The 19,333-nt window shown below is 63.2% G+C and carries 15 protein-coding genes; 2 read left to right on the top strand and 13 right to left on the bottom strand.

What is annotated here, in order from left to right:
• Positions 1-3: 3 nt before the first annotated feature.
• From JAO73_RS01995 to JAO73_RS01955, 9 genes are all read right to left on the bottom strand, one after another.
• A complete protein-coding gene (locus JAO73_RS01995; protein WP_198975498.1) occupies positions 4-1,386 on the bottom strand; it encodes a sigma-54-dependent transcriptional regulator in 1,383 nt (460 codons plus the stop codon).
• 43 nt (positions 1,387-1,429) lie between these two features.
• Positions 1,430-2,137 carry a head GIN domain-containing protein gene (locus JAO73_RS01990; RefSeq protein WP_198975497.1) on the bottom strand — a complete coding sequence of 236 codons (708 nt, stop codon included), beginning with the start codon at positions 2,135-2,137 and terminating at the stop codon, positions 1,430-1,432.
• 143 nt (positions 2,138-2,280) lie between these two features.
• A complete protein-coding gene (locus JAO73_RS01985; RefSeq protein WP_198975496.1) occupies positions 2,281-3,480 on the bottom strand; it encodes an ABC transporter permease in 1,200 nt (399 codons plus the stop codon).
• Between the two features lie 153 nt (positions 3,481-3,633).
• The gene (locus JAO73_RS01980; protein ID WP_198975495.1) at positions 3,634-4,896 is read right to left on the bottom strand and encodes an ABC transporter permease; all 1,263 of its coding nucleotides are present in this window, start codon (positions 4,894-4,896) and stop codon (positions 3,634-3,636) included.
• A 93-nt stretch (positions 4,897-4,989) separates the two neighbouring features.
• Positions 4,990-5,658, bottom strand: coding sequence for an ABC transporter ATP-binding protein (locus tag JAO73_RS01975; RefSeq protein WP_198975718.1), 669 nt, complete (start codon positions 5,656-5,658; stop codon positions 4,990-4,992).
• A gap of 114 nt (positions 5,659-5,772) precedes the next feature.
• The gene (locus JAO73_RS01970) at positions 5,773-7,215 is read right to left on the bottom strand and encodes a TolC family protein (protein WP_233168632.1); all 1,443 of its coding nucleotides are present in this window, start codon (positions 7,213-7,215) and stop codon (positions 5,773-5,775) included.
• Between the two features lie 34 nt (positions 7,216-7,249).
• Positions 7,250-8,497, bottom strand: coding sequence for an efflux RND transporter periplasmic adaptor subunit (locus JAO73_RS01965; protein WP_198975494.1), 1,248 nt, complete (start codon positions 8,495-8,497; stop codon positions 7,250-7,252).
• Positions 8,498-8,673: 176 nt separating this feature from the next.
• Positions 8,674-10,830, bottom strand: a complete 2,157-nt coding sequence (feoB, locus tag JAO73_RS01960) for a ferrous iron transport protein B (protein WP_410504796.1) — start codon at positions 10,828-10,830, stop codon at positions 8,674-8,676.
• 22 nt (positions 10,831-10,852) lie between these two features.
• The gene (locus tag JAO73_RS01955) at positions 10,853-11,131 is read right to left on the bottom strand and encodes a FeoA family protein (protein WP_190926625.1); all 279 of its coding nucleotides are present in this window, start codon (positions 11,129-11,131) and stop codon (positions 10,853-10,855) included.
• Positions 11,132-11,356: 225 nt separating this feature from the next.
• On the opposite strand from JAO73_RS01955, the gene JAO73_RS01950 reads away from it, so the two are divergent.
• On the top strand, positions 11,357-12,256 hold the full coding sequence (locus tag JAO73_RS01950; RefSeq protein ID WP_198975493.1) for a carboxypeptidase-like regulatory domain-containing protein: 900 nt from the start codon (positions 11,357-11,359) through the stop codon (positions 12,254-12,256).
• Between the two features lie 131 nt (positions 12,257-12,387).
• Here JAO73_RS01950 and JAO73_RS01945 read toward each other — a convergent pair whose 3' ends face one another.
• Both JAO73_RS01945 and JAO73_RS01940 read right to left on the bottom strand, forming a co-directional pair.
• On the bottom strand, positions 12,388-13,782 hold the full coding sequence (locus tag JAO73_RS01945; RefSeq protein ID WP_198975492.1) for an alpha/beta hydrolase family protein: 1,395 nt from the start codon (positions 13,780-13,782) through the stop codon (positions 12,388-12,390).
• A 269-nt stretch (positions 13,783-14,051) separates the two neighbouring features.
• Positions 14,052-14,543, bottom strand: a complete 492-nt coding sequence (locus JAO73_RS01940; RefSeq protein WP_233168665.1) for an OmpA family protein — start codon at positions 14,541-14,543, stop codon at positions 14,052-14,054.
• A 390-nt stretch (positions 14,544-14,933) separates the two neighbouring features.
• Here JAO73_RS01940 and JAO73_RS01935 point away from each other — a divergent pair, with 390 nt between their 5' ends.
• Positions 14,934-15,833: a carboxypeptidase-like regulatory domain-containing protein gene (locus JAO73_RS01935; protein WP_190926616.1), complete on the top strand. Its 900-nt coding sequence runs from the start codon at positions 14,934-14,936 to the stop codon at positions 15,831-15,833.
• A gap of 172 nt (positions 15,834-16,005) precedes the next feature.
• On the opposite strand, the gene JAO73_RS01930 is transcribed toward JAO73_RS01935, so the two are convergent.
• Both JAO73_RS01930 and JAO73_RS01925 read right to left on the bottom strand, forming a co-directional pair.
• Positions 16,006-17,421 (bottom strand): alpha/beta hydrolase family protein, encoded by a 1,416-nt coding sequence (locus JAO73_RS01930; protein ID WP_198975490.1) that lies wholly within the window; start codon positions 17,419-17,421, stop codon positions 16,006-16,008.
• Positions 17,422-17,603: 182 nt separating this feature from the next.
• On the bottom strand, positions 17,604-19,301 hold the full coding sequence (locus JAO73_RS01925; RefSeq protein WP_198975489.1) for an NAD(P)/FAD-dependent oxidoreductase: 1,698 nt from the start codon (positions 19,299-19,301) through the stop codon (positions 17,604-17,606).
• Positions 19,302-19,333 lie beyond the last annotated feature (32 nt).

Raw genomic sequence — 19,333 nt, 5'->3', positions numbered from 1 at the left:
CTCCTACTCGTCGAACGGAATGCCGTGCTTCTCAAACCGCCGGTACAGCGCGCCCCGGCTCAGGCCCAATGCCTTGGCCACGCGGCTGATGTTGCCGTCGTAATGCGCCAGGCTCTGGCGTATCATCTGGGCTTCCAACTCGTCCAGGGTCATGGTGCCGGGGGTGGGCAGCTCGCCGGGCGCGGGCGCGCGGGCGGGCAGCCGCTGGGCGTTGGCTTGGAAGTCTTCGGGCCCCAGCTCGTCTTTGCCGCTCACGAGCACGGCGCGCTCCACCAGGTTTTTCAGCTCGCGGATGTTGCCGGGCAGGGGCTGCTCGCGCAGCCAGTGCATGGCACGGGCGCCCACCTTCAGGGCCGGGCGGTGGTAGGTAGCGCGCAATTGGTCCACGAAGTGCTGGGCCAGCAGCGGAATGTCGGCGGCCCGCTCGCGCAGGGCCGGCAGGCGCACCGTAATCAGGTTGATGCGGTAGAACAGGTCTTCGCGGAAGCGGCCCTGCTGCACCATCTCGGCCAGGTTGCGGTTGGTGGCGGCAATGACGCGGATGTCGAGGCGGCGCGGCTTGGAGTCGCCCAGCACCTCGTAGGTGCGGTCTTGCAGCACGCGCAGCAGCTTCACCTGGCTGGCCAGCTCTAGCTCCCCTATCTCGTCGAGGAAGATGGTGCCGCCGTTGGCCAGCTCGAAGCGGCCCACCCGGTCGGCCTTGGCGTCGGTGAAGGCGCCGCGGCGGTGGCCGAACATCTCGCTTTCAAACAAGCTGCTGGAAATGCCCCCGAGGTTCACCTTCACAAACGGCTGGTTTTTGCGCTGACTGTTGCGGTGAATGGCTTCGGCAATGAGTTCCTTGCCGGTACCGCTTTCGCCCTCAATCAGCACCGAGGCATCGGTGGGCGCTACCTGGCCCACGTTGCGGAGCACGTGCAGCAGCTGCGCATCCTGCCCGATGATGTCGGCGAAACGATACTGGCGGTCGAGCTGGCGGCGGCTGGCGCTGGGGCTGTCGGCGTCGGCCGGGTGGGCATCGTGCAGGCTGAGCACCGTCCGAATGGTTTGGAGCAGGGCGTCGTTGTGCCATGGCTTGGTCACAAACTCGGCCGCGCCGGCCTTCATGCCCTCCACCGCCAGGCTGATGGAGCCCCAGCCGGTGATGAGGATGACGGGCACCTGCGGGGCCAGCTGCTTCATATCGCGCAGCAGGGCCAGGCCGTCTTCGCCGGTGGTGGCCAGCGAGAAGTTCATGTCCATGAGCACCAGCGTGGGCGGGGCTTCGCGCACCACGGCCAGGGCTTCGGCCGGCGTGGCCACGGCCTGAGCAGGGTAGCCGGCCTGCTTCAGCAGCAGCCGGAGCGACGTGCGGACGGCCAGGTCGTCGTCGACGATGAGAAACATAATGCAGAAAAAAGGTGAGTGCGGCGGGCAGGCGGGCGGGATGCTACCGCCCTTTCACGCTGCCGCCGCTGCTGGTGTGCTTGGTGACCTGGGGCGAGCCGGCGTAGCGCACGTCGCCGCCGCTGGAAGCATCGGCCATGAGCTTGTCCTGCACGGCCACGCTGATGGTGCCGCCGCTGGAGGCCTTGGCATCGCAGGTGGCGGCCTGCACGTCTTGGCCCTTAAACACGCCGCCGCTGGAGGCGCGCACGCTCAGGCTTTGCACCTTGCCGCCGAGAGTGGCCACACCGCCGCTGCTCACCTGGGCCTGCACGGCCACGCCGGCCAGAGTGGGCGCGGTGAAAACGGCACCCGACGAGACGTCCAGCTTGAAGTTGTTCACGGCGTAGTCGTTTTTCACCGTCACCCGGGAGCCGCTGCTGGCCTCCACGCCGGTGAGGGGGCCGGCCACGATGCTCACGCGCAGGTTGCGCGGGCGGTTGTCCTTGCTCCACGTCTCGTTCAGCTTGTGTTCAAAGCTTACTTTCAGCACGCCGTCGCGCACTTCGGTTTTGAGGCGGTCCAGAAATTCGGCGTTGTCGGCGCTGGCTTCCACGCGCTGCGTGGTGCCCGAGGCCACGGTCACCTGCACCCCGTCGGAAACTTCGAGGGCATGAAAATCAGCCACGGCGCGAATTTCGGGCGCAGTTTGGGCAAAGGCGGGCGCGAAGGCGAGCAGCCACAGCAGGGCGAAGGTGGAGAGAGCTTTCATGCGGAAAAAGGGAAATGAGTGAGTGAAAAGAATGGCTTTCGATACCCCAGATGCATGCCGGGCGGCCGGGGTTGCCCGGGTACCGGCGCCGGCGCCGGTTCGTTACCGCCCACCGGCAAAATAACGCCGGAGCCGCCATCGGCCTACTCCTCGCGCAGGGCCACGGCCGGCTGAATGGCGGCCGCCAACCGGCTGGGCTGCCACGCGCACAGCGCCGTGATGAAATAGACCGCCGCCGCCGCCGCCCCGATGGCCAGCAGGTAAGGCTGGGCGGGCAAATCGAACGCGTGAAGCAGCGGAAACTGCGCCGCCAGCAGCCCGCCCAGCAGCACCCCAAACGTGGTGATTACCATCATCTCGCCCAAAAACTGCCAGCCAATGCCCGCCCCCGTAGCGCCCATGGCCCGGCGCAGCCCAATCTCGGCCCGCCGCTGGCTGATGTTGTACCACAGCACCCCAAACAGCCCCAGCGCCACGTTGATGATGAGAAACAGGCCCATGAGGCACAGCCCCACCACCGGCACCAGCGTGTACATGCGCCGGTGCAGGCGGTCGTCGTTCACCACGCGCACTTCGGTGGTCCACTGCCGCGTGACGCCGGCCACGGTGCGGGCTATTTTTTCCTGCAGCACGCCGCCCTCGCCGGGGGCCACCCGCACCAGCACGTTGGCCGTTTCCCAGTGGGTGGTGTCGAAGGGAATGAGGCGCTTCCACAACGCCGGAATGGGCGCCGAAAAGTCGCTTTCCATGTTCACGTTGTCGACCACGCCCATCACCAGGAACTCGTCTTCGGGCTTGATGTCTTTGCCCGGATGGCCCCAGGTAAAGATTTTTCCAAGCGCGGGCTCGTTGCCGAACAGGGTTTCGCGCAGGTCCTGCGTGATGACGACGGGGCGGTGGTTGCTGCCATCGTCGGCCTGCGTAAACCAGCGGCCTTCGCGCAGGTGCAGCTGCGTGGCCGCGGCGTAGTGGTCGTCGGCGTCGTACACGTTGGTGGTGCCCGACACCTTGCCCTGGTAGCTGAAATCGGAAGTGTTGTTGCTGAAAATGAACGGCAAGTTGCCGCTGGTGAGTGCCACGGTGCGCACGCCGGGCAAGGTCTTTACTTGGCGCATCACGTCGTCGAGCTCGGCGCGGGGCATTTTCAGGCCCTGGCCGGCGCGCACTTCCAGCCGCCACAGCTGCTCGTAGTTGAAGCCGTGGGGCGTGAGGTAGTTTTTGCCCACGGTGATGAGCACCGCCCCCACCCCAAACAGCACCACGAACGAGAAGAAGATTTCGGAAATCAGCAGCAGGTTGGCCCGCTTGCGGTTCCAGATGAGGGTGAAAAGGTGGCGTAGCATGTTTTGTGGACAGGAAAGTTGTGAGGAAAAGCGCCTGTCATCCTGAGCGCAGCGAAGGACCTTCGCACGCTGCAACAGGTGGCAGTATTCAAGCGAAGCGACGGTGAGAAGGTCCTTCGCTGCGCTCAGGATGACAGGCGCTACACAATTAGGTTACTTCTGTTCGCCGCTGCCGCGCAGGGCCGCCACGGGGTTCAGGCGCGACATCTTCCAGGCCGGGTATACGCCGCTCATCAGCCCAAACAGCAGCGTGAGCACCATGCCCCAGCCAAACACCCGCCAGCTCAGGCTGAAGTGCGCAAAGGCCACCGGATGCGCTTCGTTCACGAGGGCCAGGGCACCGGCGGCCAGGCCCAGGCCCAGCAGCCCGCCCACCAGGGCCAGCACCACGTTCTCGACCAGGAACTGGCCCACCAAATCAGAACCGGCCGCGCCAAAAGCTTTGCGCACGCCAATTTCGCCCGAGCGTTCCAGGATGCGCGTCACGTTCAGGTTCACCAGGTTCAGGGCCGGCAGCAGCATAAACAGCAGGGCCAGGCCACCCACTATCAGGTAAAACGCGCCGAGGTTGTCGTCGTCCACGGTTTGGTCCTGGTGGTTGAGCAGGGCCCGGGTGAAGCTCTCCAGAATGGGGTCGGCGTAGGAGAAAATGGCTTGCACCTCTTTGGGATTGGGGATTTCCACCCGCTTCAGCATCTGCCGGTACTCCTCGCGCACGGCCGGCACCGCCTGCTTCGAGGGCGCCAGCATCACCACCAGAAACTCGCCGCTCAGGCGGTTGTCGCGGTAGTACTGCGGGCTCAGGGTGTAGGGCACCCACACGTCGGCGTAGGCGTAGATGTGCGCCGCCGACACGTTGCGCACCACGCCGGCCACGCGGTAGCGCTTCAGGTCAATTTCGATGGTGCGGCCCACCACGTCGGCGCTGCCAAAGTAGCCGCGGGCGGTGGCCTCGTTCAGCACGCACACGTGCTGGCCGCTTTTCACTTCTTCGGCGGTGAAGGCCCGTCCGCCCACGAAATCAAAATCCATGATTTGCCAGAAGTTGCCGTCGGTGTAGGACAGGTCGAGCGCCAGCAGCTTGCTTTTGGTGAAGGCCGTGGCGTTGCTGGTGGTCGTGGTGATGCCCACCTTCTCGGGGGTTTTCATTTTCCGCACGTAATCGTCCACGAAGTGGACGCTGGCCGGCATGTTCATCCAGCCGTGGCCGTCCACCATCTGGTGCCGGATGGTGTTCATGAACAACATTCGGTCGATGCGCGTGGCGGGCTTGCTGGCCCCCACCAAGTGGTCGAACATGGCCATCACCACCAGCAAAATCATCAGCGTAAAGCTCACGCCAAACAGGCTGATGAACGTGAAGAACTTGCGGCGCATCAGCACCTTCCAGGCAATTTTCAGGTAAGAGAGTAGCATGATTTCCGTTATCAGTTAACAGTGAGAAATGAACAGTTGGCAGTCAGCGCGAGCTGTTTTAATGCTCACCGTTAACTGATAACTGTTCACCGCTTAGCCTACCTGGCTGCCGTCAAAGAATCGCACCACGCGCTGCGTTTTCAGGGCTTGCTGCTCGTCGTGGGTCACCATCACGATGGTCACGCCGTCTTGCCGGTTCAGGCCCAGCAGCAGGTCCATGATTTCCTCGCCCATCACCGAGTCGAGGTTGCCGGTGGGCTCGTCGGCCAGAATGATTTCCGGCCCGCCGGCCAGGGCCCGGGCAATGGCCACCCGCTGCCGCTGCCCGCCCGACAGCTGGCTGGGAAAATGCCCTGTGCGGGCGCTCAGGCCCACTTTGTCGAGGGCGTCGAGGGCACGCTGGCGGCGCTCCTTGCCGCCCATGCCCTTGCGGTACAGCAGCGGCACCTCCACGTTGTCGACCACCGAAAGGTCGTTTATCAGGTGGTAGCTCTGGAACACGAAGCCGATTTTCAGGTTGCGCAGCCCCGCTAGCTCGCGGTCGGAGTACGACTGCACGGTGCGGCCGTCTACCTCAATCGTGCCGCGGGTAGGCTCGTCGAGCAGGCCCATCAGGCTGAGCAGCGTCGACTTGCCGCAGCCGCTCGGCCCCATCACCGACACAAACTCGCCGCGGTTGATGGTGAGGTTGACCTGGTTCAGCGCCACCGTTTCGATGGTCTTGGTTTGGTACACCTTCTCGATGTTGGTGAGCCGAAGCACGGGCGGGGCGCCCGCAGCGCCGTTCAGCGGCTGCGAGCGGGTGTGGGAAGAGGTGGCGAGCAGATTTTCCATGAGAAAAAAGATGAGAAAAGCGCGTGAAACAGGGTCAAATCATCAGCGGGTGGCCACAATGGGTGCCTGCCGCTCAAAGTCATACAGCGTGAGGGCCCGCAGCCGGAAGTGCGCCACCCAGCACGAGCGCAGAGCAAAAATGTAGTCGCGCTTGGCGCCGTCTTTGGCGTTCGAGGCCAGGCTCAAATCGGTGAGACTGATGCGGCCCAGCAGGTAGGTGGCGCGGGCAATGTCGTAGCGCCGCTGGGCAATGGAGTCGGCCCGGCCGGCCAGGCGCAGTTGCTGGGCCAGCGCGGCAAACTGCCGGGCCTGGGTGAGCACCGTTTGCTCGAAGGTGCGCTCTTCCTGGGCCACGGTGTGCGTCACCTGGTCGCGGGCCAATTCGGCGGTTTTGATGAGGGAGCGTTGGCGGCCCCAGTCCACCAGCGGCATCGAAAAGGCCAAAGCCACTTGCTGCTGGTTTTGCAGGTTGAGGTAGGTAGCGCCGAAAGAGGCTGCCTGGTTCACGTAGCCGGTATTGGCCGTGAGCGTGGCCCGGAAGCCGGTGGTGCCGCGGGCCTGGGCTACGTCGCGCTCGGCCTGCAGCAGCCGGCGGCGGAAGGCTAGCGTGGCGCTGCGGTTTTGGCGGGCCTGCTCCAGGGCCAGGGCGGGCGCCACGGCGGGCTGGGGTGCGGGGGCGGGCACCGCCAGCGCGGGCGCCTCGGCCAGCCCGGTGTAGCCCTGCAATTCGACGGTGGCATTTTCGGCGCTCAGCTGGGCCTGGGTTTGGGCCTGTTGGGCATTCAGCAGGTTCAGTTCCAGCTGCAGCAGGTCGCTTTGCGAGAGGCGGCCCAGCCGGTACCGCTCCTGCCCGATGCGCAGCAGCTCGGCCGTGGCCGTGGCATTCTGGCGGGCCACTTCGGCGTTCACCTGCTGCAACAGCACGTCGAAATACAGCTCCGTGACGCGCTGGGCAATGGTTTCGCGCTCCTCTACGTACTGGCGCTGGCTTTCCTGGTAGCGCAGCGGCTCGATGCGCCGGGCCCAGCGCAAGGCGTTGAACTGGCCCAGCGGCTGCGTGAGGCCCAGCGTGAAAGGCTGGTTGTTGTAGCGGCGCAGCGAGCCATTGAAATCATCGAACCGCTGCACCTGCGAGCCCACAAACACCTGCCCGCCGGTGAGGCCAATGTTCTGGCTCAGCGTCAGGCCCAAATCCGAATTATTGATGCGCACCGACTGAAAGCTGGTGGTGCCGTCGGGCTGCACCACCGGCGCAATGGCCCGGCTGAAATTGGGCAGCGTGCCCTGCAGCCCCAACTGCGGCCGGTAGTTGGCCTGGTAGCCGCGCCAGGCCCAGTAGCTGGTTTCGCGGGTGGTGAACGCCTGCTGGCCCACCGCCGATTTATCGAGGGCCAGGGCAATAATCTGGTCGAGCGTAAGGCCGCGGCCCACCGGCAACGCCACGGGCTCCTGGGCGCGGGCTGGCGGCATCAGGAGTGCCAGCAACCCAAGCAAGAAGAGGAAAATTCGCTTCATCGCCTTAGTCTTTGAGTGTCAGCTCGGGCGTGTCGAGGTGGTCTTTCATGTCCGACACCACCACTTCTTCGCCGGCCTGCACGCCGCTCACTATCTGCACATAGTCAAAATTGCTGTCGCCGAAGCGCACCGTGCGCCGCACCGCCCGGCCGTCCTTCAGCACAAACACCGGCTGCTCTTTGCCGCCCGTGTAAAACGGGCCGTTTTTCACGCGCAGCACGCCGTGGTGGGCGCGCGTCACCACAAACACGTCGGCGCGCAGGTTGGCGCGCAGGGCCGGGTGGTGCGGGTTGTCGAGCTGGGCGTAGAAGGTCACCACGCCCTTTTCCACGCTCGGGCTGATGGTCGTCACGGTGCCGCGCAGGTCGGTGTTGTTGGCCCGCACCACCACAGGGTCGCCCGGGTGCAGGTCTTCCGCGTAGCTGTCCGAAATGGTGGCCCGGACGCGGAAGCTGCTCAAATCGGCCACGCGGGCCAGCGGGTCGCCGGCCTGCACCGTGGTGCCGATGCTCTCGTTCACCCAGGTCAGCACGCCGGGCTGCTGGCTGCTGATGTCGGCCTGCCGCAGCTTGGTGGCCAGCTCCGCAATGCTGCGCTGCTGCATCGACACCGTGTAGCCCAGCTCGCGCACGTCGGCGGCGTTGGAGCGTTGCTGGGTCTGTATCTGGCGGGCCAGGCGCTGGGCTTCCAGCTGGGCCACGGTCAGGTTCAGTTCGGCCTGGCGCACATTTTCGGCGGTGCCGCCGCCAATTTTCAACAGCTGCTGTTCGTCGCGCAGCGCCGATTGCAGGCTGCGCACCTTCACCGCCTGCACCTCGGCTTGGGTGCGCAGGTCGTTCAGGCTGCGCTCCAGGGTGAGCTGCAGCTGCGAGTTCTTGTTTTGGTTGCGCAGCTGCTCGTCGTCGAGCTTGGCCAGCGAAGAGTTAGCCAGCTCTTTGTCGAGCTCCAGAATGGTTTCGCCGGGCTTCACCTTGGCACCCACGGCCACCACCACCCGCCGGATGGTGCTCTGAATGGGACTGGTGAGCACGGCTTCCCGGCCCGGAATGACGGTGCCGGCGGCAGCCAGGGATGCTTCCACATCGCCGGTTTCCACCGTGGCCGTCAGTAGGTCGGCCCGGCGCAGGCTCGGTTTCAGCACCGAACGGAAGGCCAGCACCGCCAGCAAGACAACCACGGCCACCCCGGCGCCCAGCAGCCAGTGGCGGCGGCGGCGTTGGTTTTGGATTGAAGGAGCAATGGCTCTGTCCATTTTCGTGCAGCAGTAGAGAGGTTTCCCTTCAACCTTGCCAAGCCCCGTGCCATTTATATAATCAAATGATTTTCAAATATTTAAGTCACAATCTAAGTTAAGGTCAACCAAAAAAGGTGTCCGATTTTGGACACCTCGTTTTGAAATGGACAGTTGTGTGTTCGGAAATACCAGAATCAGCTCAGCACCTGGTACACCGCAAATGCGGCCACGTACGCCAGCCCGGTCATGTACAACAGTTGGGCCAGGGGCCACTTCCAGCTCTTGGTTTCGCGGTACGTCACGGCCAATGTGCTCATGCACTGCATGGCAAACACGTAAAACACCAGCAGCGAAAACGCCCGCGCCGGCGTGAAAAACGGCTGGCCGTTGGCGTCTTTCTCGGCACTCAGCTTCTCCTGCAGCGTGCCCATGTCGGCGTCCTGCCCCACGCTGTAGATGGTGGAAATGGTGCCCACAAACACTTCCCGCGCCGCAAACGAGGTGAGCAGGGCAATGCCAATTTTCCAATCGTAGCCCAGCGGCTGGATGGCCGGCTCCAGGGCCCGCCCAAACGAGCCGGCATAGGAATTTTCCAGCCGGGCCGAGGCCACGCGACGGCTTACTTCGGCGTCGTTCCACTGCTGCGCGGGTGCTTCTTGCCGCACCTGGGCTTCGGCTGTTTCCTGCCGTTGGCCGGGGCCGTAGCTCGCCAGCACCCACAGCAGCACCGAAATGGCCACAATCACCTTGCCGGCCTGCAGCACAAACGCCTGCACTTTCTGGTAAATGGTCAGGCCCACGTTTTTCCAGCGCGGCCACTGGTACACCGGAAATTCCATGATGAAGTAGCTCCGCTCCCGGGCTTTCAGCACCGTTTTCAGCACCCAGGCCGAGGCCAACGCCGAGAACAAGCCCAGCAAATACAGCGACATCAGGGCCACGCCGCGCAGGTTGAAGATGCCCCAGGCGGCCTCGTCGGGCACCACCAGCGCCACCAGCACCGTGTACACCGGAATGCGGGCCGAGCACGACATGAGCGGCGTCACGAAGATGGTTATCATCCGGTCTTTCCAGCTCTCGATGGTGCGCGCGCCCATGATGGCCGGCACCGCGCAGGCCAGCCCCGAAATCAGCGGCACCACGCTTTTGCCGCTGAGGCCGAACGGCCGCATCAGCTTGTCCATCAGGAACGTGACGCGGGCCATGTAGCCCGTTTCCTCTAGTATGGCCAGGAAGCCAAACAGCAGCGCAATCTGCGGAATGAAGATGAGCACGCCGCCCAGGCCCGCCAGCACGCCCTCGGTCAGCAACCGAATAAGCGGCCCGTGGAAGTTTTCCTGAATGGTCGCGCTCAGGGCCGAAATGCCCTGGTCAATCCAGTCCATCGGGTACTGCGCCCAGGCAAAAATGGCCTGAAACAACAGGAACAGGATGGCCAGAAAAATCAGGTAGCCGCCCACGCGGTGGGTCAGCACCCGGTCGATGCGGTTGCTCACCGGCTCGCGGGTTTCGGTGCGCGTCACCGTCACCGTTTCCAGCAAAATTTCGTTGATGCGGGCGTAGCGGGCAATGGTTTCGCTGGCCTGCTGGGCGGTGGCGTCGAAGCCGTATTTCTGCGTCAACTCCTGCAGGTAGGCCTTGTCATCGGCGCTCAGGAAACCAATTTGGCGGAATTGCTGCGCGTAGTGCAGCGCCAGGTAGTCGTTGTGCAGGTCGAAGTAGTAGCGAATCTGGCGCACGAGCGGCAGCAGCTTTTCGTCGGGCTGCCAGCAGCGCACGGGCGGCGCGTCGAGCCGCTGGGCCATCACAATCTTGAGCGCGGCCACCCCAATGCCCTTGCGGGCGTTCATCGGGATGATGGGCACGCCCAGCTCCCGCTCCAACGCCGGCAGGTCGATGTTGACGCCGTGGCGCTCGGCCACGTCCATCATGTTGAGGGCCAGCACCGCGGGCAGGCCCAGGTCGCCCAGTTGGGTGAACAGCAGCAGGCTCCGGCGCAGGTTGTTGGCGTCCACCGTCACCACCACAAAATCGGGGTAGCTGGCCGACGTCTTGTCGTACAGCAGGTCGGTAATGACCTTTTCATCCAGGCTTTTGGGGTAGAGCGAGTAGGTGCCGGGCAGGTCCACGATTTCGGCCCGCTGCGTGGCGGTCAGCTGCGCGAAGCCCGACTTGCGGTCCACCGTCACGCCGGGAAAGTTGCCCACCTTTTGGTTGAGGCCCGTGAGCTGGTTAAACAGCGAAGTTTTGCCGCTGTTGGGGTTGCCGATGAGGGCGATGCGCATGGGCCGCGCGCCGGCGGCCGGGCCGGTTTGCAAGGCGACGGCTTCCGCCGCCGAGGGGTTGCTCAAAATCGCCGCCATACGCTGCGCCCTATTCTTTCAGCAAAATGGTGGCGGCCTCGTTGGCCCGCACCGATAAGGTATACTCCTGGTCGCCCAGCACCAGCATCAGCGGGTCGCCCAGGGGGGCACGGCCGCTGAGCCGCACTTTCACTCCGGGCACGCAACCCATTTCCAGCAGCTTCAGTGCCATCTCGGGGTCTTCCAAGCAGCAAATGGTGCCGCTTTCGCCCAAGCGCAGGTCTTTGGCGGTGCGCCGGGTGGCGGCGCTGACGGCGACCTGTTGCGATGAACGACGGAATAATGCCACGGGTGGGAGATGCGTGAAAGCTTATTTAGAAAGAATACAAACAAAGGTACGAAGGCAAAAGCTTTCCCGACGCCATCATTTTTTGGCCACTGATTTAGCCCTCGGCAATAATGCAATTTTAGGAGCGCTAGGGCCCTGCTTCTCCGCAATGGTTGTATGTCCTAATAATTTCTAATAACTTTCCGCTCTCTAATTTGTAATTTTGTTCGGTCTACCTAGCATCTTATGTATAAACGCCTACTTTTTATAGCACTATTTTTATCCGGCGCTGCAACCGTAGGCCGGGCGCAGCAGGTTCAAATCAAGGGCGTAATCGTTGATAAAGACACCAAAGAGCCGCTGCCTTTTACTTCTATTGGCCTCAAAAATGAGCAAATCGGCGCGCTTAGCAACGAGCACGGCGTGTTCATTGTGCCAGCGCCCACCCAAAACACCGCCGACTCGCTGGTGGTGGTGGCCTTGGGCTACGCCCGCCGAGCTGTGCTGGTGAAGCGCGGCGTGCCGCTCACCAATCTCACCATCGAAGTTCCCAAGCGGGCCGTGGAGTTGGGCAACGTGACGGTGAAGGGCGGCAAGGTGAAAAACCTGGGCCTCGGCGCCAAAGCCAGCAACCCGGGCGAAGGCATGATTCAGGGCCTGCCCGGCAGCCAGTACGCCTTCTTCGTGAAGAACGACAAGAAAAAGAAGCTGGGCAACGTGCGCACGGTCTCGTTCTACATCGGCGAGAACGGCTTCCCGCGCGAGCCTTTCCGCGTGCGCCTCTACAAGGCCGACGGCAACTACAACGCCCCCAACACCGACCTGCTCACCGAAAACGTCGTCGTCTCGGCGCCGCAGGGCGGGCAGTGGTACACCGTCGACCTCACTCCTTATAATATTGTTGCGCCGGAAGAAGGCTTCTTCGTGGCCATGGAATGGGTGGTGAGCGGCGACAAGTTTTTCGCCACCAACTTCATGGACGACTACACGCCCTACGGCCAGATTATGCGCCCCACCTTCGAATTCAAGGAGAGCCGCACCTGGAACTACTCCATCGGCAAGGGCTGGAGCCTTATCACCGCCTCCAACGGCCAGGGCCTGCGCTACAACGCCATGATTAAGGCCGAGGTCGACATGATTAAGTAACGCGTTGATTCGCCCATTCTTTGCGGCAAGGCTGTTCGGCCAAAGGCAGCTCTGCACAAACAAAAAGGCCCTGCTGCACAGCAGGGCCTTTTTGTTTAGCCAGCAGTACCGGCAAGCAGCAAATTAACGGGTTACTTCTTAACCCCTAGTCCCACAATCCACTCCCGAATCACGTCGAGGGCCACGGGGGAGAACATGGGTTTCATTTCGCCGTTCATCAGGGTCCACTCCGTTTTGGGGGGCTGGAACAGGTGGTTCACGCCGGGCAGGCGTTTCGACACGGTAGCGCGGTTCACGCTTTTCAGCTCTTTCTCCAGGGCGGTGAGGTGCAGTTCGGCAGGGGCTTCCTGGTCGTCGGTGCCGCTGAGCAGCAGTACCGGGCAGGCCACCTGGTCGAGCTCGGCAATGGGGTCGTACGACAGGAAAAAGTGGCGCCAGGGCGTGAGGAGCTTCACGGCCTGCACCTGGGCTTCCTTGGCGTCGAGGTCGGGGTGGTCCTGGCGCAGCATATTGGCCACAATGGACTTGGCCTGCGGCTCGTTGGTTTGCCGAATGATGTCGTACATGGTGCGCTGCCGCTCGTAGGCCGCCTGAATCTTGGCGGGGTCGACCTTTTGCGCACGCTGCTCGGTCACCTGCTGCTGCAGCAGCGTCTGCTCGCCGGTGAGGCCGTAGCCAGCCAGCGACACCACAAACGCCGGAGGCAGCGGCGCGCCGGCAGCCATCAGGGCCACGTCGGCGCCTTCGCCGTGCCCAATGGCGCCGATGCGGCTAATGTTCACTTCCAGGCGCGAGCGCAAGAAGTTGATGGCGGCCTGCACGTCGCTCACCAGCATGGCGGTGGTGGCCGTGGCGGTGCTGCCGCCCGACTTGCCCACGCCGCGGTCGTCGTAGCGCAGCACGGCAATGCCGCGGCGCGTAAGGTAGTCGGCCAGCGAGCCCATCATGTGGTAGTCGCCGAACGTGCCGTCGCGGTCCTGCGCGCCCACGTCGCTCACCAGCACCACGGCCGGGAAGGGGCCCTGCCCGGCAGGCACCGTAAGCATGCCGCTCAGGCTGAGGCGCGAAACCGGGTTGCTGAACATCACTTCCTCTTCGCGGTAGGGCGGGGCCAGGCGGGTGCTGGGGCCGTTGAGCGTGGGCATGGGCGAGTGTTTCAGCAGCACCGCCGACTTCACGGTGCCCTGCGTCCAGGTGCCGTTGAGCTCGTTTTTCTCGCGGTCGAAACGGGCGGCGTAGCGGCTGCCGGCGCCGGGCATGGCCAGCAGCACCGAGTCGCCGCGCACGGTGACTTCGGTAGGCACGCGGGTCATTTTCTGGGCCGGCACGTCGAGGGCCGCAAAATATTTGCCGCCCGCCAGCGGCACCACGCTGATGGTGAGGTCCAGTTGCCCGCCCAGCACGGGCAGCTTGCCTTTCCACAATCCGGCAAGGGGGATGTTGTCGCCCGTTGGAACTACCGCGTGGGCGCGCGCGGCGCACGGCCCGGCCAGCCACAACAAAGCCCAAAATAAGTACCTGTTCATCTCAAATAATACGAATCCATTTATGGCACCCTAAAGGTACGCAGGCCGGCCGCGCATTCAGAAAAAAACGGCCGTATTCTTCCGCAAGATTCTGTTTATCAAGCATCGAAAATGAGCAGCACTTTTCAGAAAAGGTATTTTAAGATGTATTGACTCTGGCCCGGGGCCCTACGGAACGCGCCGCCCTCCCAACCGCCACGAAAAAGGCCCGAATGCGGGGGCATCCGGGCTTTTCTTTTCGCAGCCCCGCGGTGCAGGGCGCGGCTGGGTTATTTGGTGCGTACCGCGATTTCGACGCGGCGGTTTTCCTGGCGGCCTTCCGGCGTGGCATTGGAGGCCGCGGGCATGGCTTCGCCCATGGGCTCCACGCTCACACGGCCGGCCTCGATGCCGCCCTGGCTCACGAGGTAGCTTTTCACGGCCTCGGCGCGCTTCTCGCTCAGGTCCTGGCTGTAGCTTTTGTCGCCGCGCGAGTCGGCAAAGCCCATCACGCGCACCTGGCTGCTGGCGTAGCGCTGGCTAATGGAGCCTGTAATCTGCTTCAGGGTTTCGGCCGCGTTGGGCTTGATGTCGGCCTTGTCGGTGTCGAACAGCACGGTTTCGTCCACGCTATACACATTATAAGTGCTGTCGCCGCGCACGGTTACGCCCGGCGCGTTAATTTCCTTGAACTTGACGTCGGCCAACTTGGCTTTGGTCAGGTCCCAGGCGTTGTCGGCCGAACTGACCATGCCGGCGGCCGTTTGGCCGTCGCGGGCCATCACGGCGGTGTCCTGGCCGGCTTCGGTCAGTTGGTCTTTGGTTTCGGCGTGTTTGGTTTCACAGCTGGCCAGCAGGGCGCCGGCCGCGAGCAGAGAAAAGGAGGCATTTTTTCACGTTAGAAAGAAAAAGGTGAATGAATAAATGTTGGCCCCGGTACGCAACAAACCAGTCCATGTTCGTTTGGGAATTTTATCGGGAAAAATGCAACATCCAACCCAGCTATTTGGAACGTATTTTTAGGCCAATACGGGCCAATTTGCGGGCTTAGCTCGCTGATTTCAATTTGCATTCCCCAAATTCATTACTGCCTTCATTGACTATCAATGGCAATAGTATGGCTCGGAATTTGTAAATTTGCCAGTCGACATCCAACTATATTATTTTTGGCAATGATGAAACGCTTACCTTTTCTCGCATTCTGGGTTCTGCTGCTATTGCCGGCGCTGAGCTGGGCGCAGGAAAACCGCATTACTGGTCGTGTCGTGGATGCCAAGACCAAAGACCCGGTGCCGTTTGCCTCCATTGGCCTGCGTGAGGAGGGCACCGGTGCCCTCACCAACGAGTACGGATATTTCCAATTAGCCGGCCTGGAAAAAACCAGCCAAGACTCCCTCATCGTGATGACGCTGGGCTACGAGCGCAGCGCCATTTTCATCAAGCGCGGCGCCACCGAAGACCTCATCATCGAGCTCAAGAAGCGCGTGATTGAGCTGGGCAACGTGACGGTGAAGGGCGGCAAGGTGAAAAACCTGGAACTGGGCTCGAAGTCGAACAACCCGGGCGAGGGCATGATTCAGGGCCTGCCGGGCTCGCAGTACGCCTTCTTCGTGAAGAACGATAAGCAGAAAAAGCTGGGCAACGTGCGCACGGTCTCGTTCTACATCGGCGAAAACGGTTTCCCGCGCGAGCCCTTCCGCGTGCGCCTCTACAAGGCCGACGGCAACTACAACGCCCCCAACACCGACCTGCTCACCGAAAACGTCGTCGTCTCGGCCTCGCGCGGCGGCGAGTGGTACACCATCGACCTGAGCACCTACAACATCCCGGCGCCGGAAGAAGGCTTCTTCGTGGCCATGGAGTGGATTGTGGGCGGCGACAAGTTCTACACCACCAACTTCATGGACAACTACACGCCCTACGGCCAGATTATGCGCCCCACCTTCGAGTACAAGGAAAGCCGCACCTGGAGCTACACCATCGGCAAGGGCTGGAACCTGCTCACGCTGGCCAACGGCCAGGGCCGCCGCTACAACGCCATGATTAAGGCCGAAGTAGACATGATTAAGTAATGCATTATTGGGTGCTGTGCTGCTTTGCCGCCGTTCAGCAACCTCATTAAAGTGTCAATAGAAAAGGGCCCTGCTTCACAGCAGGGCCCTTTTCGTGTCTTATGGCATCTGGTGCCGGCCGTGGGTAGCCCGTGCGGCCTTGCACCTCAGCAGGTACCGAGCGGGGGCCGCATCATTTCTTCGTCTGGGCCACAATCCACTCGCGGATGGTTTCCTGGGCCTCGGGCGAGAAGTTGGGCTGGGGCTGGCCGTTGATGATGGGCCACTTGGTGGCATCGGGCTGGAAGAGGTGGTTCACGCCTTGCAGCTTCTTCACGGTCACGGCTTTGTTCTTGCCCAGGCCATTTTTCAGCGCGTTCAGGTTGGCGTCGGCGTTGATGGTAAGGTCGGAGGTGCCGTTGAGCAGCAGGACCGGGCAGGCCACGGCGCTGAGTTTCTCGACGGGGTTGAAGGCCAGGAAATAGCGGTAGCGGGCCGAGGTCATTTCGGCCGCGCTCGACTGGGCGGTGGCGTTGTCGATGGCCGCGTTGTTCTGCTTCAGCATGTTGGCCACAATGGCCTGGGCCTGGGCGTTGTCGGTGGTTTGGCGAATGATTTCCAGCATGGCCTGCTGGCGCTTGGTGGCGGCCTCAATCTGGGCCGTCTCCGTGCCGAGGGTGCGCAGGGTGGTGGCCTGCTGCTGCACCACGATGTCGCGGCCGGGCAGGCCGTAGGCCGCCAGCGCCACCACGAAGGCCGGCGGCAGGGGCTGCGCCGCGGCCAGCAGCGCCACGTTGCCGCCCTCGCCGTGGCCCACCAAGCCCAAATGAGCCAAATCGATTTCGGGGCGGGTGCGCAGGTAGTTGAGGCCGGCTTGGGCGTCGCTTACCAGGTCGGCGGTGGTGACGGCGGGCGTGCCGCCCGACTTGCCCACGCCGCGGTCGTCGAAGCGCAGCACGGCCACGCCGCGACGGGTGAGGTAATCGGCCAGCAGGCCCAGGGGCGCAAAGTCGCCCACGGTGCCGTCGCGGTCCTGCGGGCCGGCGTCGGAGAGCAGCACCACGGCCGGAAACGGCCCCGGGCCGGCCGGAATGGTGAGCATGCCGCTGAGGCGGGTGTTCACGCTCAGGTTGCTGAAGGTGGCCTCTTCTTCGCGGTAAGGCGGGGTGAGGCGCACGTTTTTGGCGTTCATGGCGGGCAGGGCGCTAAAGGTCAGCGTCATGGGCACCTTAAAGCCGGGCTGCTGCCAAGTGCCCACCATCTGCTTGCCATCGGCCGATACTTTGCCAATGAAGCGGCTGTTGGCTTCTTCGGCAAACAGGCGCACGGTGTCGGCTTTCACCTCGGTTTTCACGGCCATGCGGCTCACCTTCTGCAGGGGCACGTCGAGGGTGGCGAAGTACTCGCCGCCGGTAAGCTTCACGAAGCGGAAAATAACTTCGAGCTGCCCGCCGGGCACTTTCAGCTGGCCTTTCCAGAGGCCGTCGAGGGGAGGCACGTCGGCTACTGCGGCCCGAGGCGCCACGCGGGCCGATGCCGGAGCCGCCAGCGCGAAACAGATAAAGAATGCGCCCAGCAGGCGCATCACACGAAACGTATTGATGGTCATAGCTAAAAAAGAAGCGTCACAAAGGCCAATGGCCCCCCAAAGTTATTAGAGCCACGGTGCGCCAACGGTAAAGAAGCAAAATAAATACCTTGCCAAGCTTAATCCGAAGGAGCAATTATATCAAAAAGTCCCTCGCTTCCGGACGAAAACGAGGGACTTTTGTCAACTACTGCGCCGCTAACCTACGCGGGCACCGCCGCGCGGCGGAAGCGCGAGAGCAGGGCCACCTTTTTGGTGGTGGCGGCCTGCAGCACGGCCTGGGCCGCCAGGCGGCCGGTTTCGGCGGCGCCGTTCATGTAGCCCTGGAAATAGGCGCTGCAGTGCTCGCCGGCAAAAAACAGATTGCCCACCGGGCGGCCTTCGGCCCCGGCAATGCTGGTGTACTGGCCGGGGCGGTAGCAGGCGTAGCTGCCGCGCGTGAGCGGGTGGCTGGGCCAGTGGAAACGCTCCACCTTGCCGTTGTACTGGGCTTGCGTGCCGGGCCAGGCGGCCTCCAGCGTGGGCAGGAAGCGGCTCACCTGCGACTGCGGCGTGCCGGTGCCCATGTCGACGCCTACCTGGCCGCCTACATATACGGTGTAGGCGCCGGCGGTGCCGGGCTGCAACTGGCTGCCGTCCCAGCCGCTTTGGGTGGCTTGGTCGGAGAAGATGTAGCCGGTGCAGCCGTTGGTGCGCCAGGGGCGGCTGTTGAAGCCCAAAAACAGCTTGGCGTTGGTGCCATAGCCCAAATTGTTGATGGCGTTGACCTTCCAGGCGGGCAAGGGCAAGTTGAGGCTTACCTGGCGCAGCACGCTGAAGGGAATGGTGAGCACCACGACGTCGGCCGCCACGGTGACGGTGGCCCCGCTGGCCTGCTGGAAGGTGAGTAGGTACTCGTCGGCGGGCTTGGCAATGGCCGTGAGCTTGTGCTGCAGCGTAATCTGGCCGGCCAGGCGCTGGGCCATGGCGTCGGTCAGGCGCTGGTTGCCGCCCTGAATCTTGTACCGCTCGTCGCTGATGCCGAAAATGTCGAACGTGCCCTTGCGGGTGTCGGGCGAAAACAGCCAGAGGAAGTTAATGGCCGTCTGCTGGTTGGCTTCAAGGCCGTATTCGGTCACGTAGGCCACTTCCAGCAGCGTGCGAATCATGCCCGTCATGCCAATGGAATCGAAATAGCCGGCAATGGACAGCTGGTCGTAGGGGCCGGCCGCGCCATAATTGTCGAACACGATGGTGTTGGGCATGGCCCGCACGTCGTCGGTGATGCGGGCTACATAGGGTTGGAAGGCCTGAATAACCTCCTGCAGCGAGTACCGACGGCCGTTGAAGAAGTAAGTGTCTTTTTCCAGAGCCGTTTCGCTGGGCGATTCCACGTCGTAGAGCGGCAGTCCAAATTCCGTGACCAGGTTCAGCATGTCGACGTGGCCGCTGTCGATGAATTCGCCGCCCAGCTCCGTGGTGAGGCCGTTGCCCATCAGGTTTTTGGCCGTGAAGATGCGCCCGCCCGCACGGGTGCTCGCGTCGTAGAGGCTGGCCTGAACGCCGCCTTTCTGCAGCTTGAGGGCGCAGTTGAGGCCCGCCATGCCGGCGCCCACTATCACCACCCGCGCCGCGCCGCCTTGGGCGTTGCTGCCCCGGAAGGCCGTGAGGTCTGGAGCGGGCTCGGGGGCCACGGTTTCGCAGGCGGCCAGCAGACCGGTGGCGCCGGCCAGCACGCCAAACCGGGCACTGTTGGCCAGGAAGCGGCGGCGGCCCTGGTTTTCGGCCTGGGCAATGAGCTCGGGCACGGAGGGCGCGCCGGGCTGCTCGGCGGCCACAGCCAGCCCAAAGGCCTTTTGCAGGGAGCGCAGCAGGTCGGTGCGAGCCAAGCGCGACGAAGCAGGAGTAGCAGTGTCGTTCATGCAAGAATAATTAAGGTTGGATGGGATGATGA

The organism is Hymenobacter miniatus (assembly GCF_016427455.1).
GTDB lineage: Bacteria > Bacteroidota > Bacteroidia > Cytophagales > Hymenobacteraceae > Hymenobacter > Hymenobacter armeniacus.
This window is presented reverse-complemented; position numbering and strand designations above follow the sequence as displayed.

Coding starts and splice junctions, on each gene's coding strand:
- JAO73_RS01995 (WP_198975498.1), bottom strand. CDS start 1,386: ATGTTTCTCATCGTCGACGACGACCTGGCCGTCCGCACGTCGCTCCGG.
- JAO73_RS01990 (WP_198975497.1), bottom strand. CDS start 2,137: ATGAAAGCTCTCTCCACCTTCGCCCTGCTGTGGCTGCTCGCCTTCGCG.
- JAO73_RS01985 (WP_198975496.1), bottom strand. CDS start 3,480: ATGCTACGCCACCTTTTCACCCTCATCTGGAACCGCAAGCGGGCCAAC.
- JAO73_RS01980 (WP_198975495.1), bottom strand. CDS start 4,896: ATGCTACTCTCTTACCTGAAAATTGCCTGGAAGGTGCTGATGCGCCGC.
- JAO73_RS01965 (WP_198975494.1), bottom strand. CDS start 8,497: ATGGACAGAGCCATTGCTCCTTCAATCCAAAACCAACGCCGCCGCCGC.
- JAO73_RS01950 (WP_198975493.1), top strand. CDS start 11,357: ATGTATAAACGCCTACTTTTTATAGCACTATTTTTATCCGGCGCTGCA.
- JAO73_RS01945 (WP_198975492.1), bottom strand. CDS start 13,782: ATGAACAGGTACTTATTTTGGGCTTTGTTGTGGCTGGCCGGGCCGTGC.
- JAO73_RS01940 (WP_233168665.1), bottom strand. CDS start 14,543: ATGGCCCGCGACGGCCAAACGGCCGCCGGCATGGTCAGTTCGGCCGAC.
- JAO73_RS01935 (WP_190926616.1), top strand. CDS start 14,934: ATGATGAAACGCTTACCTTTTCTCGCATTCTGGGTTCTGCTGCTATTG.
- JAO73_RS01930 (WP_198975490.1), bottom strand. CDS start 17,421: ATGACCATCAATACGTTTCGTGTGATGCGCCTGCTGGGCGCATTCTTT.
- JAO73_RS01925 (WP_198975489.1), bottom strand. CDS start 19,301: ATGAACGACACTGCTACTCCTGCTTCGTCGCGCTTGGCTCGCACCGAC.